General features: G+C 73.4%; 21 protein-coding genes. 18 read left to right on the forward strand and 3 right to left on the reverse strand.

The window, feature by feature from the left end; genetic code table 11:
- Nucleotides 1-5: 5 nt before the first annotated feature.
- A complete protein-coding gene (locus KM427_RS20090) occupies nucleotides 6-887 on the reverse strand; it encodes an SDR family oxidoreductase (protein ID WP_183591572.1) in 882 nt (293 codons plus the stop codon).
- Nucleotides 888-1,052: 165 nt separating this feature from the next.
- Between KM427_RS20090 and KM427_RS20095 the strand changes: the two genes are divergently transcribed.
- The 16 genes from KM427_RS20095 (at nucleotide 1,053) to KM427_RS20170 (ending at nucleotide 18,268) form a co-directional block, all read left to right on the forward strand.
- Nucleotides 1,053-1,760, forward strand: a complete 708-nt coding sequence (locus KM427_RS20095) for a TetR/AcrR family transcriptional regulator (RefSeq protein WP_183591573.1) — start codon at nucleotides 1,053-1,055, stop codon at nucleotides 1,758-1,760.
- A gap of 47 nt (nucleotides 1,761-1,807) precedes the next feature.
- Nucleotides 1,808-2,845 carry an LLM class F420-dependent oxidoreductase gene (locus KM427_RS20100; protein WP_215525079.1) on the forward strand — a complete coding sequence of 346 codons (1,038 nt, stop codon included), beginning with the start codon at nucleotides 1,808-1,810 and terminating at the stop codon, nucleotides 2,843-2,845.
- Entirely contained in the window at nucleotides 2,845-3,993 is a 1,149-nt protein-coding gene (locus tag KM427_RS20105; protein ID WP_215525080.1) for an acyl-CoA dehydrogenase family protein, read from the forward strand. Before KM427_RS20100 ends, KM427_RS20105 begins: the two co-directional genes overlap by 1 nt.
- A 78-nt stretch (nucleotides 3,994-4,071) precedes the next feature.
- The gene (locus KM427_RS20110) at nucleotides 4,072-5,898 is read left to right on the forward strand and encodes an AMP-dependent synthetase/ligase (RefSeq protein WP_215525081.1); all 1,827 of its coding nucleotides are present in this window, start codon (nucleotides 4,072-4,074) and stop codon (nucleotides 5,896-5,898) included.
- 30 nt (nucleotides 5,899-5,928) lie between these two features.
- On the forward strand, nucleotides 5,929-7,431 hold the full coding sequence (locus KM427_RS20115; RefSeq protein WP_215525082.1) for an AtzH-like domain-containing protein: 1,503 nt from the start codon (nucleotides 5,929-5,931) through the stop codon (nucleotides 7,429-7,431).
- A gap of 105 nt (nucleotides 7,432-7,536) precedes the next feature.
- Complete coding sequence (uraD, locus tag KM427_RS20120; protein ID WP_183591578.1) at nucleotides 7,537-8,031, forward strand: 2-oxo-4-hydroxy-4-carboxy-5-ureidoimidazoline decarboxylase; 495 nt, start codon at nucleotides 7,537-7,539, stop codon at nucleotides 8,029-8,031.
- Nucleotides 8,028-8,348 carry a hydroxyisourate hydrolase gene (gene uraH, locus KM427_RS20125; protein ID WP_183591579.1) on the forward strand — a complete coding sequence of 107 codons (321 nt, stop codon included), beginning with the start codon at nucleotides 8,028-8,030 and terminating at the stop codon, nucleotides 8,346-8,348. Before uraD ends, uraH begins: the two co-directional genes overlap by 4 nt.
- Before the next feature lies 1 nt (nucleotide 8,349).
- A complete protein-coding gene (pucL, locus tag KM427_RS20130) occupies nucleotides 8,350-9,228 on the forward strand; it encodes a factor-independent urate hydroxylase (RefSeq protein ID WP_215525083.1) in 879 nt (292 codons plus the stop codon).
- A complete protein-coding gene (allB, locus tag KM427_RS20135; protein WP_215525084.1) occupies nucleotides 9,228-10,565 on the forward strand; it encodes an allantoinase AllB in 1,338 nt (445 codons plus the stop codon). Before pucL ends, allB begins: the two co-directional genes overlap by 1 nt.
- Nucleotides 10,562-11,782 carry a pyridoxal-phosphate-dependent aminotransferase family protein gene (locus KM427_RS20140; RefSeq protein WP_252274701.1) on the forward strand — a complete coding sequence of 407 codons (1,221 nt, stop codon included), beginning with the start codon at nucleotides 10,562-10,564 and terminating at the stop codon, nucleotides 11,780-11,782. Before allB ends, KM427_RS20140 begins: the two co-directional genes overlap by 4 nt.
- Nucleotides 11,779-13,017: an allantoate amidohydrolase gene (locus KM427_RS20145; RefSeq protein ID WP_183591582.1), complete on the forward strand. Its 1,239-nt coding sequence runs from the start codon at nucleotides 11,779-11,781 to the stop codon at nucleotides 13,015-13,017. Before KM427_RS20140 ends, KM427_RS20145 begins: the two co-directional genes overlap by 4 nt.
- Nucleotides 13,014-13,826, forward strand: a complete 813-nt coding sequence (locus KM427_RS20150) for a MurR/RpiR family transcriptional regulator (RefSeq protein WP_183591583.1) — start codon at nucleotides 13,014-13,016, stop codon at nucleotides 13,824-13,826. Before KM427_RS20145 ends, KM427_RS20150 begins: the two co-directional genes overlap by 4 nt.
- Nucleotides 13,826-14,602 carry an FAD binding domain-containing protein gene (locus KM427_RS20155; protein WP_252274703.1) on the forward strand — a complete coding sequence of 259 codons (777 nt, stop codon included), beginning with the start codon at nucleotides 13,826-13,828 and terminating at the stop codon, nucleotides 14,600-14,602. The genes KM427_RS20150 and KM427_RS20155 overlap by 1 nt, the downstream gene beginning before the upstream one ends.
- A 202-nt stretch (nucleotides 14,603-14,804) precedes the next feature.
- Nucleotides 14,805-17,438 carry a molybdopterin-dependent oxidoreductase gene (locus KM427_RS20160; RefSeq protein ID WP_215525085.1) on the forward strand — a complete coding sequence of 878 codons (2,634 nt, stop codon included), beginning with the start codon at nucleotides 14,805-14,807 and terminating at the stop codon, nucleotides 17,436-17,438.
- Nucleotides 17,435-17,905 (forward strand): nucleoside deaminase, encoded by a 471-nt coding sequence (locus KM427_RS20165; RefSeq protein WP_183591586.1) that lies wholly within the window; start codon nucleotides 17,435-17,437, stop codon nucleotides 17,903-17,905. The genes KM427_RS20160 and KM427_RS20165 overlap by 4 nt, the downstream gene beginning before the upstream one ends.
- A 39-nt stretch (nucleotides 17,906-17,944) precedes the next feature.
- Nucleotides 17,945-18,268 carry a DMT family transporter gene (locus KM427_RS20170; RefSeq protein ID WP_183591587.1) on the forward strand — a complete coding sequence of 108 codons (324 nt, stop codon included), beginning with the start codon at nucleotides 17,945-17,947 and terminating at the stop codon, nucleotides 18,266-18,268.
- Nucleotides 18,269-18,278: 10 nt separating this feature from the next.
- Here KM427_RS20170 and KM427_RS20175 read toward each other — a convergent pair whose 3' ends face one another.
- Together KM427_RS20175 and KM427_RS20180 are read right to left on the reverse strand one after the other, a co-directional pair.
- Nucleotides 18,279-19,931, reverse strand: coding sequence for an FAD-binding dehydrogenase (locus KM427_RS20175; RefSeq protein ID WP_215525086.1), 1,653 nt, complete (start codon nucleotides 19,929-19,931; stop codon nucleotides 18,279-18,281).
- Between the two features lie 49 nt (nucleotides 19,932-19,980).
- Entirely contained in the window at nucleotides 19,981-20,961 is a 981-nt protein-coding gene (locus KM427_RS20180; RefSeq protein ID WP_215525087.1) for an alpha/beta hydrolase, read from the reverse strand.
- An 87-nt stretch (nucleotides 20,962-21,048) separates the two neighbouring features.
- Between KM427_RS20180 and KM427_RS20185 the strand changes: the two genes are divergently transcribed.
- Together KM427_RS20185 and KM427_RS20190 are read left to right on the forward strand one after the other, a co-directional pair.
- Nucleotides 21,049-21,849: a thioesterase family protein gene (locus tag KM427_RS20185; protein WP_215525088.1), complete on the forward strand. Its 801-nt coding sequence runs from the start codon at nucleotides 21,049-21,051 to the stop codon at nucleotides 21,847-21,849.
- A gap of 12 nt (nucleotides 21,850-21,861) precedes the next feature.
- Complete coding sequence (locus tag KM427_RS20190; protein WP_215525089.1) at nucleotides 21,862-22,599, forward strand: LLM class flavin-dependent oxidoreductase; 738 nt, start codon at nucleotides 21,862-21,864, stop codon at nucleotides 22,597-22,599.
- Nucleotides 22,600-22,982: the final 383 nt, after the last annotated feature.

A 22,982-nucleotide genomic window follows, 5' to 3' on the forward strand; every position in this document is an offset into this window, starting at 1 on the left:
CGCGATCAGTAGCCCGCGAAGCCGGCGCCGTCGGAGGACAGGACGACGTCCTCGAAGAACGGCCCGGTCTTGACGCTCTTCTCCCACGCGTCGTCGGAGGAGAGCGTGCGTGCCATCGCGAGCTTGTAGGCGTCGTCGCCGATCGGCAGCCGCACCGGCGGGGTCTGCTGGAGCTCGACCATGTCGGCCATCACGATGCCGACGGCCTCGGGACCCGGTCGGGTCTCGGCCATCACGCGGAAGGCCTCCAGCGCCTTCTCCGCCGACTTCTGGTACGGGCTGCGACCCTCGCTGAGGGCGTCGCAGACCGCCAGCGACGTCGTCGCCCAGTCGCTGCGGTACATGCCCGGCTCGAGCATGGTCACCTTGATCCCGAACCGGTCGACCTCGTAGCGGAGCGCCTCGGTCATCGCCTCGATCGCCGCCTTGGTCGCCGAGTACATCCCGGTCAGCGGGGCGACCAGCTTCGCGCCGAGCGAGCTGACGTTGACGATCGTGCCGCCGCCGGCCGCGCGCATGTGCGGGACGACGGCCTTGCAGACCCGCCACTCCCCCATGAAGTTGGTGTTGAACTGACGGAAGAGCTCCTCCTCCGTGAGGTCCTCGACCGCGCCGTAGAGGCCGTACCCGGCGTTGTTGACGACCGCGTCGATGCGTCCGTGCCGAGCGACGATCCCCTCGACCACGGCGACCACCTGGTCGGACTCCGTCACGTCCAGCCGGACGGTCTCGATGAGCTCCTCGTAGCCCGCCCGCACCCGGTCGCCGTCGCGCTCCGGGCTCCGCATCGATGCCACGACGCGGTGGCCGCGGCGCGCCAGCTCGCGCGCCGCCACCTCCCCGAAGCCCCTCGACGCACCGGTGATGAGTACAACCCGCTGCTCCACCCCTACTCCTTCCACCTTGTGACTGCCGTCACCTCGTTCGTGGCGCATAGTTGAGCACAGGTTCAGAAGTTGAGCAAGCATTCGGATGTTGAAGGTTCGTTCGGGTTAGGCTTGAATGGCGCAGCCCGCAGTGCCGACCTCCCGAGAAAGCGGTTCCACGACGACATGACAGATGGCCCCGGTCGATCGCGACCCGTCCCCGGCGACCCGTCGCCGCCGGCGACGGGTCCGAGCGCGTCGCTGCGCTCCACCATCGAGAAGGCGGCCGAGTCGGAGCGGACCCTGACCAGACAGGGGCGCCGCACCCGCAACCAGCTGATCGTCGGCGCCCGGAAGGTCTTCGAGGAGAAGGGCTACCACCACACCCGGATCGCCGACATCACCGCCGCCGCGGACACCGCGATCGGGTCGTTCTACACCTACTTCGAGTCGAAGGAGGAGATCTTCCGGATCCTCCTGATCGAACTCGAGAACGAGGTGTACGAGGAGCCGACCCGCCTGCCGCGCGACGCCGCACCGCAGGAGCGGCTGCGCGAGACGAACCGGCTCTACTTCCAGTCCTTCCGGCGCAACGCCGCACTCTGGGCCGTCATCGAGGAGGCGGCCATGAACAACGACGAGGCCCGCGAGGTCCTGAGCGGCCGGCACCACCAGAGCCGGGCCCGCACCGAGGCGGCCCTGCGCGCCTGGCAGCAGGCGGACCTGATCCCGGCCGACATCGACGTCGCCTTCTTCGCCACGGCACTGGGTGCGATGACCGAGCGCTGCGCGTTCCTGTGGTTCGTGCTCGGGGAGCCGATCGACTTCGACGAGGCGGTCGACCGGATCACCGAGATCTGGGTGCACGCACTGCGCCTGGGCCCACGCACCTGACGCTCACCCCTTGCGGCAACCACGACCGTGACAGTTAGGCTGTCACGATGAAGCTCTCGACGCCGTTGATGTACGCCGGCAACCCCCGCGAGGCCGCCGACCAGGTGGCCGGGCTCGAGAAGGCCGGACTGGACACGGTCTGGGTCGCCGAGGCCTACGGGTTCGACTCCCCCACCCTGATGGGCTACCTCGCCGCGAAGACCGAGACCATCGAGATCGGCGCCGGCATCCTCAACGTCTTCTCGCGTACGCCGGGCGCGCTGCTGCAGACCGCGGCCGGCCTCGACAACGTGTCCGGCGGCCGTGCGGTGATCGGCCTCGGCGCGTCCGGGCCGCAGGTGATCGAGGGGTTCCACGGACTGCCGTACGACCGGCCACTGGGCCGCACCCGCGAGGTCATCTCGATCATCCGCCGGGGCCTGCGCCGCGAGACGCTCGTCCACGACGGCCGGATCGTCACGCTCCCGCTGCCGGCCGACCAGGGCCTCGGCCTCGGCAAGCCGCTCAAGCTGCTCACCCGGCCCGAGCGCAGCGCCGTGCCGATCTGGGTCGCGGCCCTCGGCGACGCCAACGTCGCGATGACCGCCGAGGTCGCCGACGGGTGGCTGCCGTTCCTGTTCCTGCCCGAGAAGGCCTCGCAGGTGTGGGGCGAGGCACTCGCGAAGGGCGCCGCGAAGCGCTCCCCCGACCTCGCGCCCCTGGAGATCTCCGCCGGCGGCATGCTCGCGATCGGCGAGGGCGAGGACACCAAGAAGCTGCTCGACCTGATGCGCCCGATGTACGCGCTCTACGTCGGCGGCATGGGCGCTCGCGGCAAGAACTTCTACCACGACCTCGCCTGCCAGTACGGCTACGAGAAGGAGGCCAACCAGATCCAGGACCTCTACCTCGGCGGCAACAAGCGCGACGCCGAGGCGATCGTGCCCACCGAGTGGCTCGAGGCCGGCAACCTGGTCGGCCCCGCGTCGTACGTCCGGGAGCGGATCGCCGCCTTCCGCGAGGCCGGAGTCACCAACCTGCAGATCTCGCCGGTCTCCGACGACCCGGCGGCCGCCGTCGCCCAGGTCAAGGAGTGGGTGTCCTGATGCCCGCCCGCCCCTCCATCTACGAGCAGGAGCACGAGGACTTCCGCGCGAGCGTGCGCGCCTTCGTCGAGAAGGAGGTCGTCCCCCACCACGACCAGTGGGAGGCCGACGGCCAGGTCAGCCGCGAGGTGTGGCGCCGGGCCGGCGCGGCGGGGCTGCTCTGCTTCGACGTCGAGGAGGAGTACGGCGGCGCCGGGGTCGACGACTTCCGCTACCACGCCATCGTCGCCGAGGAGCTGGCCCGGGTCGGCGCGAGCGGCCCCGGCTTTCCCGTGCACAGCGACATCATCGTCCCCTACATCTCCGCGCTGGGGACGCCGGAGCAGAAGCGGCGCTGGCTGCCCGGCCTGGTCAGCGGCGAGATCATCTCCGCGATCGCGATGACCGAGCCCGGCGCCGGCAGCGACCTCCAGGGGATCCGCACCTCGGCCGTCGACCGGGGCGACCACTACCTGCTCAACGGGTCCAAGACCTTCATCAGCAACGGCATCCTCTCCGACCTGGTGATCGTCGTGTGCCGCACCGACCCCGACGCGGGCCACCAGGGCATCAGCCTGCTGGTCGTCGAGCGGGGCATGACGGGCTTCGGCCGCGGCCGCAACCTCGACAAGGTCGGCATGAAGGCGCAGGACACCGCCGAGCTCTTCTTCGACGACGTCGAGGTGCCCAAGGCGAACCTGCTCGGCGAGGAGGGCGCGGGCTTCGTCGCGCTGATGACGAACCTCCCGCGGGAGCGCGTCTCGATCGCGGCGATGGCGGTCGCCGCGATCGAGCACGTCCTCGACCTGTCGCTGGCCTACGCCAAGGAGCGGCAGGCCTTCGGCAGGCCGATCGGCTCCTTCCAGCACAACCGCTTCGTGCTGGCCGAGATGGCCACCCACGCCCACGTCGCGCGGGTCTTCGTCAACGACTGCATCCTCAAGCTGAACACCGGCGAGGTCGACACCGCGCTCGCATCGATGGCGAAGTGGTGGACCACCGAGCTGCAGAAGCAGGTCGTCGACGCGGGCGTGCAGCTGCACGGCGGCTACGGCTACATGACGGAGTACCCGATCGCGAAGGCGTTCACCGACAGCCGGATCCAGACGATCTACGGCGGCACCACCGAGATCCAGAAGGAGATCATCGGCCGCAGCCTGGGTATCTGAGGGCGCCGCTCTGGCCCTGCGGCCCGCGATCGGCGAGGCTGTGATCCTCGTCACTGCGATGCCATCGAGGAGCAGCCGATGTCCGACGACGTTCTGACCGAGCGGGCCCGCGTCCAGTCCGGGATCGAGGGGCGCACCCTCGTCGACATCCTGGCCGACACCGTGCGCGAGCACGGCGACCGGCCGGCGTACTCCGACAAGCACCACGTGCCCGAGGGCGAGTCGTGGCGCACCCTCACCTGGGCCCAGACCCGCGAGCTCGCCCTCGACGTCGCCGCAGGCCTGGTCGAGCTCGGCGTCGCCCCGGGCGACACGGTCGCGATCATGGCCACGAACCGGATCGAGCACTACGTCGCCGACATCGCCGCCGTGCACGCCGGGGCGACGCCGATGTCGATCTACAACACGCTCGCCCCCGAGCAGGTGGCCTACGTCGCCGGGCACGCCCGACCGGCCGTCGTGTTCGTGGAGGACGCGGCCTACCGGGACCGCTGGGCCACCGCGCTCGACGAGGTCGACAGCGTCCGCAGGGTCGTCCGGCTCGACGCGGACTGGGACGAGCTCGTGGCTGCAGGGACGGCGTACCGCGCCGCGCACCCGGGCGAGGTCGAGGCCCGAGCCGCGGCGCTCGCGCCGGACTCGCCCGCCACGATCCTCTACACCTCGGGGACCACCGGGCACCCGAAGGGCGTGGTGATGACCCACCACAACGTCCTCTACGAGACGATGAGCACCCAGGAGGCCGCCGGACTCACCGGAGCCCAGACCGGGGTGAGCTACCTGCCCCTGGCCCACATCGCCGAGCGGGTGCTCGGCCTCTACGGGCCGCAGGCGCAGGGCAGCCACATGCACGCCATCGGCGACCCGACCCAGCTGCTGGCTGCGCTCGGCGAGGTGCACCCTACGGCGTTCTTCGGCGTCCCGCGGGTGTGGGAGAAGATCCGCACCGGCCTGACGGCCAAGCTCGCCGCCGACCCCGACCCGGCCAACCGCGCGATGGTCGAGGAGTCGATGGCAGCGGCGCTCGCGTGGGTCGAGGCCCAGGAGGTCGGCGGCACCATGACGCCGGAGATCGAGGCGGCCTACCGCGCGGCCGACGAGCGGATCCTCGGGTTCCTCAAGCTGCTGCTCGGCCTCGACCAGGTCACCTGGGCCGGCTCGGCGGCGGCGCCGATGCCCGTCGACGTCGCGAGGTTCATGGCCGGCCTCGGCCTCAAGGTCTACGACGTCTACGGCATGACCGAGACCTGCGGCGCCGTCACCGCCAACGGCCCGGGCGGCTTCCGGCTCGGCACCGTCGGCCGCGCCAACCCGGGCATGGAGGTGCGGCTCGGCGAGGACGGCGAGATCCTGGTCCGTGGCCCGGTGAACACCCCCGGCTACTACCGCCAGGACGACGCCACCCGGGCCCTGATCGACGACGACGGCTGGCTGCACACCGGCGACATCGGCACGCTCGACGACGACGGATTCTTCGCGGTCGTCGACCGCAAGAAGGAGCTGATCATCACCTCGGCCGGCAAGAACGTCGCGCCGTCCAACATCGAGAGCTACCTCAAGGAGTCGCCGCTCATCGGGCACGCGATGGCGATCGGCGACAACCGGCCGTACGTCGTCGCGATCCTCACCCTCGACGGCGAGATCGCGCCGCTGATGGCGCAGCAGCTCGGCATCGAGTTCACCGACCTCGCCGACCTGGCGGCCAAGCCGGAGATCCGGGCGATGGTGCAGCAGGCGGTCGACGCCGCCAACGCCCGCCTCTCCCGGCCCGAGCAGGTCAAGTCGTTCGAGCTGCTGCCCGTCGAGTGGACGGCCGAGTCCGAGGAGCTCACCCCCACGCTGAAGCTCAAGCGGCGGGTCGTGAACGCCAAGTACTCGGACGTCGTGGACCGCCTCTACGGGTGAGGCGGTCGCCGGTCCGTCAGACTGCCCTGCATGACCACACGGCAACAGTCCGTGCCCGACGGGCTCGTCGAGGCGTTCTGGGAGTACGAGCGCGCGCTGATGGCCGATGACGTCGCGACGCTGGACCGGCTCTTCGCACCCGGCCCGACGACACTGCGCGGCGGCGCCGACGGGCTGCTCGTCGGCCACGACCAGATCAGCGCGTTCCGCAGCAGCCGCGGCGGCACGCCGCAGCGGCGCATCGTGCAGACCCACGTGCAGACCGTGGACGACGACCACGCCCTCGTCGTCGCGGTCACCGAGCTCGCCCGCGGCGGCCGCGGGCAGCAGACCCAGCTGTGGGTGCGCACCGCCGACGGGTGGCGGGTCACCGCCGCCCACGTCTCGGCGCCCGGCCCGGCCCTCGACACCCGGATCTGGCGACTGGTGGGCGATCCGCTGGTGCCCGCCATCGGGCCGGGACCGCTCGACGGGGAGACCGTGGCCGTCAAGGACGTGTACGCCGTGCGCGGCGAACGCATCGGGGCCGGCAACCCCGCCTGGCTGGCCGAGGCGCGTGAGGAGCCGGTCCACGCCCGCGCGGTCGAACTGCTGCTGGAGGCCGGCGCGAGCCTGCGCGGCATCGCCCGGACCGAGGAGTTTGCGTGGTCGCTCGCCGGGGTCAACGCCCACTACGGCGCGCCGCCCAACCCGCGGGCGCCCCGGCGGGCGGCCGGCGGCTCCTCCTCCGGCTCCGCGAGCGCCGTCTCCCTGGGACAGGCCAGCATCGGCCTCGGCACCGACACCGCCGGCTCGATCCGGGTGCCGGCGGCGTACCAGGGCCTCTACGGGATCCGGACCACCCATGGCGCGGCGTCGACGTACGCCGTGCTGCCGCTGGCGCGCTCCTTCGACGCGGTCGGCTGGCTGACCCGCGACGCCGGGCTGCTGCGGCGGGTCGGCGAGGTGCTGCTGCCGCCCGGCCCACGCAACCCGGCCAGCGACCTGGTCAGCGTGCCGGGCCTCACCGGGCTGGCCGAGCCCGAGGTCGCCGCCGTGGTCGACGCGTTCGCCGCCGAGCACGGTGCGATGCGCGAGTCGTGGGACCTCACCGAGCTGCCGGCGTGGCTGGCGGCGTTCCAGACGGTGCAGGCCTGGGAGGCGTGGCACGACCTCGGCCCCTGGGTGGCGCCGAGGCTCGACGAGATCGGCCCCGAGGTGCGCGCCCGGTTCGAGGCGGCGGCGCTGGTCGACGACGAGCAGGCCGCCGCCGCGCGGCAGGTGGTCGGGCGGGCGAGCGCGCGGATCCGGGAGCTGGTCGGCGAGCGCGTCGTCGTGCTGCCCTCCGCGCCCTCGGTCGCGCCGCTCCTCGGCGCCGACCGGTCGGCGGGCCGCCAGGCGACGCTGCTGCTCACCGGACTCGCCGCCCTGGCCGGGCTGCCGGCGGTCGGCCTGCCGGGCCGGACCCGGTCCGGACTGCCCACCGGCGTCTGCCTGCTCGCCGCTCCCGGCCGCGACCGCGACCTCCTCGAATTGGCTATTGACCTGACGTGACGGGCGGCGAGGCCGTACCGTCACTGAAACGACGGTTTCGGTCCCGCGACGCGCGGATCCTTGGTATCCAACCGGTTCGGGCCGGCGGCCTGGAGAGGAGGGTCGGTGCAGCTCGCCGACTTCAACGCGATGACCCCGGAGCAGGCGAGCGCCGCGGTGCGCCCCTGCGCCGACATCGACTCGTGGGTCGCGGCGCTCGTCGCCGGTCGCCCGTACGACGACGTCGACCGCCTGCTCGCGCTGGCCGACGTTCGGGCCCGGGCGTGGACGCCGGCCGAGGTCGAGGGGGCCCTGGCCGACCACCCGCGGATCGGCGAGCGCCACGGCGGCAGCGGGGCGAGCGCCACGCTGTCGACGCGCGAGCAGGCCGGTGTCGACCCCCACGACGCCGACGTGCAGCGGCGGCTGGCCGCGGGCAACGCGGCGTACGAGGAGAGGTTCGACCGGATCTACCTGGTGCGCGCCGCGGGGCGCAGTGCCGAGGAGATCCTCGCCCTGCTGGAGGAGCGGCTCACCCACGACCCCGAGACCGAGCTCGCGGTGACCGCCGGCCAGCTGCGCGAGATCGCGCTGCTCCGCCTGGAAGGACTCCTCCGATGAGCACGCTGTCCACGCACGTCCTCGACACCACCGCCGGGGTGCCGGCCGCCGGTGTCCGGGTGCACCTCGGCGACGCCACGGACCGGGTGATCGGGAGCGGCACCACCGACGACGACGGCCGCCTTCGCTTCGACGCCGACCTGGCCGGCGGCGTCTACGTGCTGACGTTCGAGACCGGCGCGTGGTTCGGCGACCAGGGCCGCGCGACGTTCTTCCCGGTCGTCGGCATCGCCGTCGAGATCGACCCCGACCGGCCGCACCACCACGTGCCGCTGCTGCTGAGCCCCTTCGCCTACTCCACCTACCGAGGGAGCTGACGTGACCTCCTCGAACCGGTCCCGGATCGTGCTCGGACCCAACCAGTACGGCAAGGCCGAGTGCCGCCTGGTGCGCATCGACCGCGCCACCGACCGCCACGAGATCACCGACCTCAACGTCACCACCCAGCTGCGCGGCGACTTCACCTCCTGCCACACCGAGGGCGACAACGGCCACGTGGTCGCGACCGACACCCAGAAGAACACCGTCTACGCCTTCGCCCGTGACGGCGTCGGCGCGCCCGAGGCCTTCCTGCTCCGGCTGGCCCGTCACTTCACCACCGCGCACGAGTGGGTCACCGTCGCCGACCTCGCGGCCGAGCAGTACGCCTGGGAGCGGATCGCCGTCGACGGCGCGGGCCACGACCACGCCTTCCGGCGCACCGGCCGCGGCACCCGCACCGCCCGCGTCGAGCACGACGGCGAGAGCACCGTCGTCACCGCGGGCCTGACCGACTGCACGGTGCTGAAGTCGACCGGCTCGGAGTTCCACGGCTTCCCGCGCGACCGCTACACGACGCTGGAAGAGACCACCGACCGGATCCTGGCCACGGACCTCACCGCGACCTGGCGCTACGCCGCATCCGCCGTCGAGCGCGGCCTCGACTACGACGCGACGTACGCCGGCGTCTCGGACCTGCTGCTCGCGACCTTCGCCGGTCGGCACTCCCTCGCCCTCCAGCAGACGATCTTCGAGATGGGCAGGGCGGTGCTGGAGCGGTACGCCGAGATCGACGAGATCCGCCTCTCCTGCCCGAACAAGCACCACTTCCTCGTCGACCTCGAGCCCTTCGGGCTCGACAACCCCGGCGAGATCTTCTTCGCCGCCGACCGGCCCTACGGGCTGATCCAGGCGACCGTGCTGCGCGAGGAGGCCTGATGCCCCTGGCCGCGGTGCGCGGGCGGCACGTCCTGGCCGGCGAGGGGTTCGTCCCTGCGACCGTCGTGATCGAGGACGGCCGGATCCGCGCTATTGAACGGTGGGCGCACCCCGTCGACGGCCAGGTGCTCGACGTGCCCGACTCGACGTACGTCCTGCCCGGCGTGGTCGACAGCCACGTGCACGTCAACGAGCCCGGTCGCACCGCGTGGGAGGGCTTCGCGTCGGCCACTCTCGCCGCGGCGCTCGGCGGCGCCACCACGATCGTCGACATGCCGCTGAACTCCCTGCCGCCCACCACGACGGTCGACCACCTCGAGCGCAAACGGCGGGCGGCGGCCGGCCGGCTGGCCGTCGACGTGGGGTTCTGGGGCGGGGCGGTGCCGGACAACGAGCGCGAGCTCGAGCCACTGTGGGAGGCGGGCGTCCTCGGCTTCAAGTGCTTCCTCTCGCCCAGCGGCGTCGAGGAGTTCCCGCCGCTCGACCCCGGCCAGCTCTACGCCGCGCTGGCGACGCTCGCGCGTCTCGGCGCGCCGATGCTGGTGCACGCCGAGGACCCCGCCGTCCTCGACGTGGCGCCCACGGTGCCGAGCCGGGCGTACGCCGACTTCCTGCACTCCCGGCCGGACGCCGCCGAGACGACCGCCGTGCAGCGCGTACTCGACGGGGCCCGCGACACCGGGGCCCGCGTGCACGTCGTCCACCTCTCCAGCGCGCGGGCCCTCGACCTGATCGCCGACGCGAAGGCCGAGGGCCTGCCGGTGACCGTCGAGACCTGCCCCCACTACCTGTGCTTCGAGGCCGGGACCATCCCCGACGCCGCGCCGGAGTTCAAGTGCTGCCCGCCGATCCGCGACGCGGGCAACCGCGACGAGCTGTGGCGCGGGCTCGGGGACGGCGTGATCGACCTGGTCGTCAGCGACCACTCCCCCACGACGGCCGAGGAGAAGGGCCGCGGCGACGGTGACCTCCAGCAGGCGTGGGGCGGGATCTCCGGACTCCAGGTCGGCTTCACCGCGGTCGCCCACGAGGCGCGCCGACGCGGCGTCGGGCTCGAGCAGGTCAGCCGCTGGATGTCGCGCGGCCCCGCCGACCTGGTCGGCCTCACCGCCAAGGGCCGGATCGCGGCCGGCGCCGACGCCGACCTCGTCGTCTACGACCCCACCGTGCCGCTCGAGGTCGATGCCGCCCGGCTCGCCCACCGCAACCCGATCACGGCGTACGACGGGCTGCGGTTCGACGGCAGCGTGACCCACACCGTCGTGCGCGGCCGCGCCGTCGACCCCGACCACCCCGACCACGCGTGGGGCCGGCAGCTGAGGAGGCCAGCATCGTGACCCAGGTGAACCCACCGCCCCGACTGCTGATGGGCCCCGGCCCGGTCACCGCCGACCCCCGGGTGCTGCGCGCGATGTCGGCGCAGCTGGTCGGGCAGTTCGACCCGTGGATGACCGACACCATGAACGAGACGATGGCGCTCTACCGCGAGGTCTTCCGCACGGCCAACCGGCAGACCTTCCTGGTCGACGGCACCTCGCGCGCCGGCATCGAGGCGGCGCTCGTCAGCCTGCTCGAGCCGGGTGACCGGGTGCTGGTGCCGGTCTTCGGACGGTTCGGTCACCTGCTCACCGAGATCGCGGAGCGGTGCCGGGCCGAGGTGCACACGATCGAGGTGCCGTGGGGTGCGGTCTTCGACCCCGAGGCGATCGACGACGCCGTACGTCGGGTCCGGCCGAAGCTGGTCGCGGTGGTCCAGGGCGACACCAGCACCACCATGTGCCAGCCGCTGGCCGACCTCGGCGAGATCTGCCGTCGCCACGACGCGCTGCTCTACTGCGACGCGACCGCCTCGCTGGGCGGCAACGAGTTCGAGATGGACGCGTGGGGGCTCGACGTCGCGACCGCTGGACTGCAGAAGTGCCTCGGCGGCCCCTCCGGAAGCGCGCCGATCTCGATCTCCGACCGGGCGGTCGGCGTGATCGACGCCCGCAAGCACGTCGAGGCGGGGCTGCGCGTCGACGACGACGTCGACCGCGGCGAGCGGATCGCCAGCAACTACCTCGATCTCGCCCAGCTGATGGACTACTGGGGGCCGCGCCGGCTCAACCACCACACCGAGGCGACCACGATGCTCTACGGCGCGCGCGAGTGCGCCCGGCTGCTGGTCGAGGAGGGTGTCGACGCGGCCGTCGCCCGGCACGCCGGCCACGGTCGGGCGATGCTCGAGGGCGTGCGCGGGCTCGGCCTCGAGGTGTTCGGCGACGTCGCCCACAAGATGCACAACGTCGTGGCGGTGGAGATCCCGGCGGCGCTCGGCGCCGCGGGTGGCGACAAGGTCCGCGCGGCACTGCTCGACGACTTCGGCATCGAGATCGGCACGTCGTTCGGCCCGCTCCACGGCCGGGTCTGGCGGATCGGCACGATGGGCCACAACGCGCGCCGCGACGCCGTGCTGCTCACCCTGGCCGCGCTCGAACAGGTGCTGCGCGGGCACGGCGTCCCCGTGACCGCCGGAGGCGGCGTCGGCGCCGCCCGGGAGGTCTACGCCTCATGAGCACCGCCCGGCAGGTCCTCGAGCGCTGCGTCGAGCTCGACCGGCTCACCGCCACGCCGCCTGCCCTGCAGCGCGTCTACCTCTCCCCCGAGCACGCCGGCGCCAACGCGCTGGCCGGCCGGTGGATGGAGGCGGCCGGGATGCGCACCTGGCAGGACGCCGCCGGCAACCAGTGCGGCCGCCACGAGGGCCGCGAGCCCGGGCTGCCGGCGCTGCTGCTCGGCTCCCACCTCGACACGGTGCCCGACGCCGGCTCCTACGACGGCATGCTCGGCGTCGTGATGGCGATCGCCGTCGCCGAGCGGCTGCGCGAGACCGCGCTGCCGTTCGCGCTCGAGGTGATCGGCTTCAGCGACGAGGAGGGCACCCGCTTCGGCAAGGCGTTGCTGGGCAGCCAGGCGGTCGCCGGCACCTGGGACGAGGCCTGGTGGGACCTGCGCGACGCCGCCGGCATCACGCTGCGCCAGGCGTACGCCGACTTCCACCTCGACCCGCAGCGCGTCGGCGAGGCGGCCCGCCGGCCCGAGGATCTCGTGGGCTATCTCGAGGCACACATCGAGCAGGGCCCGCACCTCGAGGCCGCGGACCGGTCACTGGGCTACGTGACGAGCATCGCCGGCGCCCGGCGCTTCCGGCTCAACGTCATCGGCGAGGCCCGGCACGCCGGCGGCACGCCGTACGACCGGCGGCGCGACGCGCTGGTCGGCGCCAGCGAGGCGGTGCTGCTGGTCGAGCGGATGTCCAAGGAGGCGGGCTGCATCGCCACCGTGGGCCGGATCGAGGTGCAGCCGGGGGCGGTCAACGTGATCCCCGGCCGGGCCGACCTGAGCCTCGACCTGCGGGCGGCCACCGACGCCCAGCGCGACGGGCTCTGGACCGCACTGCGGGCCGAGATCGAGCGGGTCTGCACCGCACGCGGGCTGCGGCTGGAGGTGCACGAGACCCACACGGCGCCGGCCATGCCGTGCGCTCCCCGGCTGCAGGAGGCGGTCATCGCCGGCATCCGCAGCACCGGCGACGACGACCCGATCGGGCTGTGGAGCCCGGCCGGGCACGACGCGATGGCGATCGGGCTCACCACGGACGTCGGCATGCTCTTCGTCCGCTGCCACGACGGCATCAGCCATCACCCCGACGAGGACGTCCGCGAGCGCGACGTCGCCGCCGGCCTGGACGCGCTGGAGGCGGCGGTGCTGCATCTGGCCCGACGAGTGGAATCGGAGACGCACGCATGAGCCAGCGCATCGACGAGCGGATCGCGGATCGGTACGCCGACCTGTCGCCCCAGGAGCGCCGAGCTGCCGAGACGCTGCTCGAGCACCTCGACGACCTCGCGACGTACCGCTCGGCCGAGCTGGCCGGCCTCGCCGGGGTCTCGAAGGCCACGATGAGCCGGCTCTTCAAGCACCTCGGCTTCACCGACTTCGACGAGGTCCGCGACCACCTGCGCGGCCTGCGCTCGGCCGGCGAGCCGCGCCGTGTCGACGGGGAGCCGACGCTGGTCAAGCACCTGGCGCACGAGGAGGAGTCGCTCCGGCAGGCCCTGGAGAGCTGCGAGCTCGCCGAGGTCACCCGCGTGCTGGCCTCGGCCCGGCGGGTGCTCGTGCTCGGGTGGCGCAACAGCCACCCGGTCGCCCTGCACGTGCGCCAGCAGCTGGCCCACGCCCGCCCCGACGTCCGCCTCGCGCCGCTGCCCGGCCAGGTGCTCGGCGAGGAGCTCGCCGACCTCGGCGCCGGCGACGCGGTCGTGCTGGTCGGCTTCCGCCGCCGCCCGGCCGGCTTCGGCGCGATCCTCGACGAGGCCGTGCGCACCGGTGCCACCGTGGTGCTCCTCGCCGACCCGACCGCCCGCGCGCACGCCGCCCGCGCGACGTACTGGCTGGCCTGCCCGGTCTCCAGCACCCTCGCCTTCGACAGTTACGCCGCCGCGATGAGCCTGGTCAGCCTGCTGGCCGACGGCGTGCTCTCGGCCCGCGGCCGCAAGGGGCGCGACCGGGTCAGCGAGATCACCGCCACCTACGGACGGCTCGGCGAGGTGGAGTGATGGACCTGGCCACGGTGACCAGCCTGCGACCGGCGCGTGGCCGCGACGACCTCGCGCTCGCGCCCGGCGAGGCGCTGCTCGCCGGCGGCACCTGGCTCTTCTCCGAGCCGCAGCCCGCGGTGACCGGGCTCGTCGACCTGACCGCGCTCGGGTGGCCGGACTGGGAGGAGCTGCCGGGCGTGCTGCGCCTCGGCGCCACCTGCACGATCGAGCGGGCGCTGGCCGCTCCGTGGGGACCCGCCACCGAGCTGGTCCGCCAGTGTGCGGACGCGTTCCTGATGTCGTGGAAGGTGCAGCACGTCGCCACGATCGGCGGCAACCTGTGCCTGGCGCTGCCGGCCGGCGCGATGATCTCGCTGATGGCGACGCTGGGCGCCGTCGCCGTGATCTGGACCCCCGACGGCGGCGCGCGACGCGTCCCGGTCGTCGACTTCGTGATCGGTGCCGGCCGGAGTGCGCTCGAGGCGGGAGAGGTGCTGCGCGCCGTCGACGTGCCGCTCGGCGGTGAGCAGGCAACCGACTACGCGTTCCGGAAGGTTGCCCTCACACCGCTGGGCAGGTCGTCCGCGCTGGTCACCGGACGGCGCGCCGGGGCGACGGTCACGATCACGGTGACGGCGAGCACCGCCCGCCCCGTCGTGCTCGACGGCCACGACCTCGACGCCGGGCTCGCGGCGATCGACTGCTGGTACGACGACCCGCACGGCGCCGCCGACTGGCGCGCCCACGTCACCGGCGTCCTGGCCCGCGAAGTGTGCGAGGAGCTGCTGGCATGAGGCCGGCAGCCGCGCCGATGCCGATGCCGACGGCGACGCCGACGCCGACGCCGCCGGGCAGCGGTGCGTCAGCAACCGTTCCGTCACCCGATTCGGTTGCCTGCTCACCGCTCCCCCGCGCCCACGCCGGGCGCCGGTGCGTCAGCAACCGTTCCGTCACCCGATTCGGTTGCCTGCTCACCGCCGCACGGAGGCGAGCGCGATGAGGGTCAACGGCGCGCCCCCCGGGGCCGACCCGGACCCGGGCCAGTGCCTGCGCACGTTCCTGCGCGACACCGGACACCTCGAGGTGAAGAAGGGCTGCGACTCCGGTGACTGCGGTGCCTGCACGGTGCTCGTCGACGGCGCACCCGTGCACTCCTGCCTCTACCCGGCGGTCCGCGGCATCGACCGCGAGGTCACGACGGTGGCGGGCCTGGGCCGGCCGGGCGACCTGCATCCGGTGCAGCGGGCGTTCGCCGACGCCGCCGGCTTCCAGTGCGGCTTCTGCACCGCCGGCTTCATCGTGACCGCGACCGGCGTCGCCCCCGACGTCGAGGAGGCGGTCGTCGACAAGGCGTTCAAGGGCAACCTGTGCCGCTGCACCGGCTACCGCTCGATCCGCGACGCGCTGGCCGGTCGCACCAACGTCGGGCCGGGCACCGCCGACGGCGCGGCGTTCGGCGCGTCGCTGGGGGCGCCGGCGGCCGAGCGCATCGTGACCGGCACCGAGCCCTACACACTCGACCTGCCCACGACCGGCGTGCTGCACATGGCACTCGTGCAGAGCCCCCACGCCCACGCCCGCATCACGAGCATCGACACGACCCGAGCGGCCGCCGCGCCCGGCGTACGCCTGGTGCTCACCCACCACGACGTGCCCGACGTCCGCTACTCGACCGGGCGGCACGACGACCGGCGCGACGACCCCGACGACACCCGGATGCTCGACGACGTCGTGCGCTTCCGCGGCCAGCGGGTCGCGGCCGTCGTCGCGGAGTCGCCGATCCTGGCCGAGCGCGCGGCCGCGCTCGTCGAGGTCGAGTACGCCGTGCTGCCCGCCGTCCACGACCCCGAGGCCGCCCGCGCGCCCGGCGCGCCGCTGCTGCACGGCGACAAGTCCCCCGAGGTCGCGCGGATCGCCGAGCCCTCGCGCAACGTCGTCGCCCGGACGCACGGCGAGGTCGGCGACGTCGCCGCCGGACTGGCCGCCGCGACGGCGACCGTCAGCGGCACCTGGACGACCGCCCGGGTCACCCACGCCTCGCTGGAGACCCACGGTGCCCGCGGCTGGATCGACGACGACGGCCGGCTGGTGATCCGCACCAGCACCCAGGTGCCGTTCCTGCTCCGCGCCGAGCTCGCGCACATCCTGGGCCTCGACCCCGACCGGGTCCGCGTGGTCGCCGCCCGGGTCGGCGGCGGGTTCGGCGGCAAGCAGGAGATGCTCGTCGAGGACCTGGTCGCGCTCGCGGTGCTGCGCACCGCCCGACAAGGTGAGCCGAGACCCGTGCAGCTCGAGCTGACCCGCGAGCAGCAGTTCACGCTGGCGCCCTGCCGGCACCCGATGCGGGTCTCGGTGACCGCCGGCGCGGACGCCGACGGGGTGCTGACCGCGCTGGCGGTCGACGTCCTGAGCGACACCGGCGCCTACGGCAACCACGCGTCGGGGGTGATGTTCCACGGCTGCCACGAGTCGGTCGCGCTCTACCGCTGCGCCAACAAGCGCGTCGACGCCGAGGCCGTCTACACCAACAACGTGCCCTCGGGTGCCTTCCGCGGCTACGGGCTCGGCCAGGTGATCTTCGGGATCGAGTGCGCGCTCGACGAGCTCGCCCGCGAGCTCGGGATGTCCCCGGTCGAGCTGCGCCGCCGCAACGTCGTCGCGCCGGGCGACGAGTTCATCGTCAACGGCCCGCCCGACCCCGACCTGACCTTCGGCAGCTACGGCCTCGACCAGTGCCTCGACCTCGTCGAGACCGCACTCGCGGCCGGCGACGACGTACCGGTCCCCGACGGCGACCGCTGGGCCGTCGGCGAGGGCGTGGCCGCCGCGATGATCGCGACGATCCCGCCGCGCGGCCACCACAGCGAGGCGACCGTGGAGCTGGCCGCGGACGGTACGGCGACGATCGGCGTCGGCACCGCCGAGTTCGGCAACGGCAGCGCGACCGTGCACGTCCAGCTGGTCGCCGAGGAGCTCGGCATCGACCCCGCGCTGGTGCGGCTGCGCTCGTCGGACACCGACGCGGCGGCGTACGACACCGGCGCCTACGGCTCGACCGGCTCCGTCGTCGCGGGCATGGCGGTGGCGCAGGCCGCGCGCCGGGTGCGCGCGGCGCTCGACGCGGGCCAGGCGCCGCCGCTGCACGGCACCGGCCGGCACAGCGGCACCCCGCGGTCGGTCGCGTTCAACGTGCACGGCGCACGGGTCGCGGTCGATCGGGTCACCGGCGAGCTGCGGGTGCTGCGGTCGGTGCAGGCCGTCGACGCGGGCCGCATCATCAATCCCGAGCAGCTGCGCGGCCAGGTCGAGGGCGGGGTCGCCCAGGCGCTCGGCAGCGCGCTGCAGGAGGAGCTGCTGCTGGCCGACGGCGAGGTCGTGACGCGGTCGTTCCGGCACTACCGGGTGCCGCAGATCGCCGACGTACCCGTGACCGAGGTGCTCTTCGCCGACACCTACGACACACTCGGGCCCCGAGGCGCCAAGTCGATGAGCGAGGCGCCGTACAACCCGGTCGCGCCCGCGATCGCCAACGCCGTGCGCGACGCGCTCGGCGTCCGTCCCCACGAGCTGCCGATGAGCCGCGACCGCCTGTGGCGGCTCGCCTCCACCACGTCCGAGGAGTCCCCATGAACCCCGACCACCGCTGGCTCTCCCGGGCCGTCGACCTCGCGATCGAGAACGTCAAGGCCGGCGGCGGGCCGTTCGGCGCGGTCATCGTGCGCGACGACGTGCTGCTCTCGACGGGGCAGAACCGGGTCACCCGCGACCTCGACCCGACCGCCCACGCCGAGGTCGAGGCGATCCGGGCCGCCTGTGCCGAGATCGGTGACTTCTCGCTGGCCGGCTGCGTGCTCTACACGTCGTGCGAGCCGTGCCCGCTCTGCGTCGCCGCGTGCCTCTGGGCGCGCCTCGACCGCGTCGTGTACGCCGCCGACCGCCACGACGCCGCCCGCGGCGGCTTCGACGACCGGGAGTTCTACGAGCTCTTCGCGCGCGACCGGTCGACCTGGCCGACGCTGGTGCAGCCCGGGTCCCACCCGGCCGCCTTCACGCCGTTCGAGGCCTGGCTCGGCAAGGACGACCGGGTCGACTACTGACGCCACCGCGGCGCCTGTAGCGATTGCTACACTCGACCCATGCTCGCCGGGATCCTGCTGGTGCTCGCGATCGCCGTGGAGGTCGGGGCGAGCGCCCTGCTCCCGAAGGCCGACGGCTTCACGAACATCCCGTGGACGATCGTCGTGATGTCCGGCTACGCCGTCGCGATCGGGCTGCTCGCGATCATCGTGAAGACCGTCCCGGTGTCGGTCGCCTACGCCATCTGGTCGGGCGCCGGCACCGCCCTGGTGGCGGTCGTCGGCTACCTCTTCCTCGGCGAGTCCATGGACTGGCTCAAGTTCGCGTCACTGGCGATGATCGTCGCCGGCGTCGTCGGCCTGAACCTCACCGGCGCCCACTGACGCCCGGCCCTCAGACCGCCCGGGCGGCGGCCCGGCCCGCCGTACGCCCCGAGAAGAGGCAGCCGCCGAGGAAGGTGCCCTCCAGGGCGTTGTAGCCCATCATCCCGCCGCCGCCGAAGCCGTTGACCTCGCCCGCGGCGTACAGGCCCGGGAGCGGCTCGCCCGCCGCCGTCAGGCAGCGACCGTCGAGATCGGTCTCCAACCCGCCCAGGGTCTTGCGGGTCAGGATGTTGAGCCGCACGGCGATCAGCGGGCCGGCCTTGGGGTCCAGCAGCTTGTGCGGCGCCGCGACCCGGATCAGCCGGTCGCCGCGGTACTGGCGGGCGCCGCGGATCGCCGTCACCTGCGCGTCCTTGGTGAACGCGTTGTCGATCTCGCGGTCGCGCTGCTCGACGAGCTCGCGCAGCTCGGCCTCCACGATCAGGGGTCGGTCGCCGACCTCGTTCATGCCCCGCACCAGGCCGGCGAGGTCGTCGGCGACGACGAAGTCCTCGCCGTGCTGCTTGAACGCCTCGATCGGGCCGGGCGCCCCCTTGCGCACCCGCGACAGCAGCAGCTTGAGGTCCTTGCCGGTGAGGTCGGGGTTCTGCTCCGAGCCGGAGAGCGCGAACTCCTTCTCGATGATCTTCTGGGTGAGCACGAACCACGAGTAGTCGTGGCCGGTCCGCCGCAGGTGCGCGAGCGTGCCGAGGGTGTCGAAGCCGGGGAAGTACGGCGCGGGCAGCCGCTTGCCGGTCGCGTCGAGCCACAGGGACGAGGGGCCGGGGAGGATCCGGATCCCGTGGTTCTCCCAGATCGGGTCCCAGTTGCGCAGGCCCTCGACGTAGTGCCACATCCGATCGGGGTTGATCACGTTCGCGCCGGCGTCCTGGGTGATGGCGAGCATCCGCCCGTCGACGTGTGCCGGCACGCCCGCAACCATCGTCGCCGGCGGCGTGCCGAGCCGGGCGGGCCAGGTCCGGCGCACGAGGTCGTGGTTGCCCCCGATGCCCCCGCTGGTGACGATCACCGCCTGCGCGCGCAGCTCGAACTCGCCGACACCGCGCCGGCTCGAGGCCTTGCCGCGCTCGACCTCGCTCGGCTCCAGCACGGTGCCGCGCACGCCGACGACGGCACCGTCCTCGACGATCAGGTCGTCGACCTGGTGCCGGAAGGCGAACCGCAGCCGGCCGGCGGCAGCGTGCTCGCGGCAGCGGCGCTCGAACGGCTCAACGATGCCCGGCCCGGTGCCCCAGGTGATGTGGAAGCGCGGCACCGAGTTGCCGTGCCCGTCGGCGCGTCCGTCGCCGCGCTCGGCCCAGCCCACGACCGGGAACACGCGATGCCCCATCGCGCGCAGCCACGCCCTCTTCTCGCCGGCCGCGAAGTCGACGTACGCCTGGGCCCACCGCCGCGGCCAGCGGTCCTCGTCGCGGTCGAACTGGGCGCTGCCGAGCCAGTCCTGCATCGCGAGGGCCCGCGAGTCCTTGATGCCCATCCGGCGCTGCTCGGGGCTGTCGACGAGGAACAGCCCGCCGAGGCTCCAGAACGCCTGCCCGCCCAGCGACTGCTCCGGCTCCTGGTCGAGCAGCACGACGCGCTTGCCCGCGTCGGCGACCTCGGCGGCCGCGGTCAGGCCGGCGAGGCCGGCGCCGACGACGATGACGTCAGCGATCTCCTTCACGGCCGTGATCCTCGCACGTCGGCACCCGCCGGCACGACGGATCAGCGTCTCAGCCGAGGGCGGCCCGCTGGGACTCGACGATCGCGGCCATGGCGGGCCGGGCGGCGTGCGCGAAGTACGGGAAGCTCAGGAACCCGTGCGGCATCTGGTGGAAGTCCTCGACGGTCACCGCGTTCCCGGCGTCCGCGAGCGCCTGCGCGTAGCGGACGCCGCTGTCGTGCAGCGGGTCGAGGCCGGCCACCACGACGACGGCCGGCGGCAGCCCGGACAGGTCGGTGGCCCGCACCGGCGACAGGCGGTGGTCGGTCCGGTCGGCGGTGGGGTCGAGGTAGTGGTCGCGGAAGATCTGGATGTCGTCGTTGCTGAGCACGATGCCGCGGGTGTTCGCGACGACCGACGCGTCCTCGAGCGCCGCGTCGGTCATGTCGGTCGCCGGGTAGATCAACGTCTGGTGGCCGATGGCCGGGCCCTGCTCGTCGCGGGCGACGATCGAGATGACGGCCGCCAGGTTGCCGCCCGCGCTGTCGCCCATCACCCCGATGCGGGCGGGGTCGCCGCCCAGGTCCGCCGCGTGCGCGGCGGTCCAGAGCAGGGCGTCGTAGCAGTCCTCGACCGCGGCGGGGTACTTGTGCGCCGGCGCGAGCCGGTAGTCGACCGAGACCACCACCGCGTCGAGGTCCGCGGCGACGGTGCTGCAGATCCAGTCGCCCTGACGGGCGCTGCCGAGCACGAACCCGCCGCCGTGGAAGTTCAGCACCAGCGGCCGCGACGTCCGCGACCACGCCTCCGGGGTGTAGATCCGCAGCGGCAGGTCGCCGTGTCGACCCACGAAAGTGGTCGTGCGGATGTCCACGCCCTTGCGAGGACGGCCGAGGACGAGCGCGGCCGGGCCGCCGTCGGGGATGACCGACGCCTGCACCTTCGCGAGCTGGTTGGGCGTCATCCGGGCCACCGAGAGCGACGGCGCGGCCTTGAACAACCGGTCGAGGGCGCGGATGCCGGGCCGCAGCCTGGGCTCGGAGTGGGTCACGTCCATCGAGTCTAGGGTCGGATGAAAGCGTGGCGGCATGAGCGAGCGCAGGGAGCGAATCATCCAGGGCAGCGCGTCAGGTGCCGCATGAGCGGAGCGACGTCGTACTTCGTCCGCCTCGGCGAGGGGCGCTTCCGCGCCACCGACCTGACGAGCGGGGCCTGGTCGACGACCGAGCAGCACATCAGCCCGCTCCACGGCCTCGTCGCCCACGAGCTGGAGCGGTACGCCGCGGCGCGCGGCGACGACGGCCTCGTGCTGGGCCGCATCTCCTTCGACATCCTCGGCGTGGTCGGGGTCGAGGAGTTCGAGACGGACGTCGCCGTGGTCCGAGCGGGTCGCACCATCGAGCTGCTCGAGGCCATGGCCACCTGGCGCGGCCGGACCGTGCTCCGCGCCCGCGCCTGGCGGCTCGCCGCGACCGACACCTCCGTGGTCGCCGGCGGGCTGCCCGAGCCGCTGGCGGGCCCCGACACCGCGGCACCCTGGGCGATGGCCGAGCTCTGGCCCGGCGGCTACATCGCCTCGCTCGACGTACGCACGCTGGCGCCGCCGCTGCCCGGCCGCACCACGGCCTGGGTGTCGACGCCCCACCCGTTGCTCCCCGACGAGGAGGTCAGCGAGCTGGCGGCGTACGTCGGGCTCGTCGACACCGCCAACGGGATCGCGGTCCGGCGCTCGCCCGAGGAGTGGCTCTTCCCCAACCTCGACCTGACGATCCACCTCTTCCGGTCACCGTCGGGGCCGTGGGTCGGGCTGGACACGACCGTGACGTGGGGGCCGAGCGGGCACGGACTCACCGCGACGGTGCTGCACGACGAGTCGGGTCCGGTCGGCCGGGCCGAGCAGCTGCTCACGCTGCGTCCGCGGACCGTCGGCGGCAGATGAGACCGTGACGACATGACCGCGACCGGCGTCGTCTTCCGTCCCCAGTCCCCGCCCGAGGAGCTGCGCGCCGTCGTCGAGGCGGTGAACGCCTCCGACGTCGACGAGCTGTGGCTCTGGGAGGACTGCTTCCTCGAGGGCGGCCTGACGACGGCCGCTGCGGCGCTGGCCTGGTCGTCGCGGGTGCGGGTCGGCATCGGGCTGCTGCCGGTCCCGCTGCGCAACCCCGCGCTCGCCGCGATGGAGATCGCGACGCTGGCTCGCCTCTTCCCCGGCCGACTCGTCGTGGCGCTCGGCCACGGCGTGCAGGCGTGGATGGGTCAGGTCGGCGCCCGCGCGGAATCGCCCGTGACGCTGTTGCACGAGCACACGCTGGCCGTCCGCGACCTGCTGCGGGGCGAGACGGTGTCGGTGTCCGGGCGCTACGTGCAGCTCGACGCCGTCGCCCTCGACTGGCCGCCCGCACCACCGCCGCGGCTGCTGGTCGGCGCGCGCGGCCCGCGCACCGTCTCGCTCGCCGGCGAGGTCTCCGACGGCGTACTGCTCGACAGCGTCACCGATCCCGACGTCGTCCGCCGCGCGCGGGCCGCGGTCGGCCCGCGCGCCCATGTCGCGGCGTACACCGAGGTGGCGCCGGACGCCGGCGACGTCCGCGGCTGGATCGGCGAGCTGGCCGCGGCCGGAGCCGACACGGTGGTGCTGCAGGCGCCCGGCGACGCGCCCGATCCACGGCCCCTGCTCACGCTGCTCTGACCGTCTTGGTGTCGGTGGCCCATCGGGGTCGGCTCGGGCCGGGCAGAAGGCAGACCAGAAGACAGCGTTCCTAGTCGGCCCCGCCGGACAGTCGGAACAGCACGGTCCCATGGACGCCCTGCACGAGCGAGGTCATCGCTTGCGCGAGTCCGCTGGGTCGCGGCCGGACACCGCGGGCGGTCTCCACGAACGCCCTTCCCGAGATACCCGAGCGGCTCACCGTCAGTTGAACAGAGACCACCCTTCCTCCGGCATCGTGGTCCTCGTCCGGAGCGGCTCGACTCACGACAGTGATGTCGAGATCGTGCCTCGACGGGTCGAAGGGGCACTGCAGACCGAGACGGTAGAGATCCGGTCCCAGGCGTTCCGCGCTGATCACCCGT

Source organism: Nocardioides sp. LMS-CY (genome assembly GCF_018732145.1).
GTDB classification, from domain to species: domain Bacteria; phylum Actinomycetota; class Actinomycetes; order Propionibacteriales; family Nocardioidaceae; genus Nocardioides; species Nocardioides soli.

Excerpts from the sequence above, each read along its gene's own strand:
- KM427_RS20185 (WP_215525088.1), top strand. The coding sequence starts at position 21,049 with ATGAGCGGAGCGACGTCGTACTTCGTCCGCCTCGGCGAGGGGCGCTTC.
- KM427_RS20145 (WP_183591582.1), top strand. The coding sequence starts at position 11,779 with ATGAGCACCGCCCGGCAGGTCCTCGAGCGCTGCGTCGAGCTCGACCGG.
- KM427_RS20110 (WP_215525081.1), top strand. The coding sequence starts at position 4,072 with ATGTCCGACGACGTTCTGACCGAGCGGGCCCGCGTCCAGTCCGGGATC.
- KM427_RS20105 (WP_215525080.1), top strand. The coding sequence starts at position 2,845 with ATGCCCGCCCGCCCCTCCATCTACGAGCAGGAGCACGAGGACTTCCGC.
- allB (WP_215525084.1), top strand. The coding sequence starts at position 9,228 with ATGCCCCTGGCCGCGGTGCGCGGGCGGCACGTCCTGGCCGGCGAGGGG.
- KM427_RS20155 (WP_252274703.1), top strand. The coding sequence starts at position 13,826 with ATGGACCTGGCCACGGTGACCAGCCTGCGACCGGCGCGTGGCCGCGAC.
- KM427_RS20115 (WP_215525082.1), top strand. The coding sequence starts at position 5,929 with ATGACCACACGGCAACAGTCCGTGCCCGACGGGCTCGTCGAGGCGTTC.
- KM427_RS20190 (WP_215525089.1), top strand. The coding sequence starts at position 21,862 with ATGACCGCGACCGGCGTCGTCTTCCGTCCCCAGTCCCCGCCCGAGGAG.
- uraH (WP_183591579.1), top strand. The coding sequence starts at position 8,028 with ATGAGCACGCTGTCCACGCACGTCCTCGACACCACCGCCGGGGTGCCG.
- KM427_RS20150 (WP_183591583.1), top strand. The coding sequence starts at position 13,014 with ATGAGCCAGCGCATCGACGAGCGGATCGCGGATCGGTACGCCGACCTG.
- KM427_RS20170 (WP_183591587.1), top strand. The coding sequence starts at position 17,945 with ATGCTCGCCGGGATCCTGCTGGTGCTCGCGATCGCCGTGGAGGTCGGG.
- KM427_RS20160 (WP_215525085.1), top strand. The coding sequence starts at position 14,805 with ATGAGGGTCAACGGCGCGCCCCCCGGGGCCGACCCGGACCCGGGCCAG.
- KM427_RS20095 (WP_183591573.1), top strand. The coding sequence starts at position 1,053 with ATGACAGATGGCCCCGGTCGATCGCGACCCGTCCCCGGCGACCCGTCG.
- KM427_RS20165 (WP_183591586.1), top strand. The coding sequence starts at position 17,435 with ATGAACCCCGACCACCGCTGGCTCTCCCGGGCCGTCGACCTCGCGATC.
- KM427_RS20100 (WP_215525079.1), top strand. The coding sequence starts at position 1,808 with ATGAAGCTCTCGACGCCGTTGATGTACGCCGGCAACCCCCGCGAGGCC.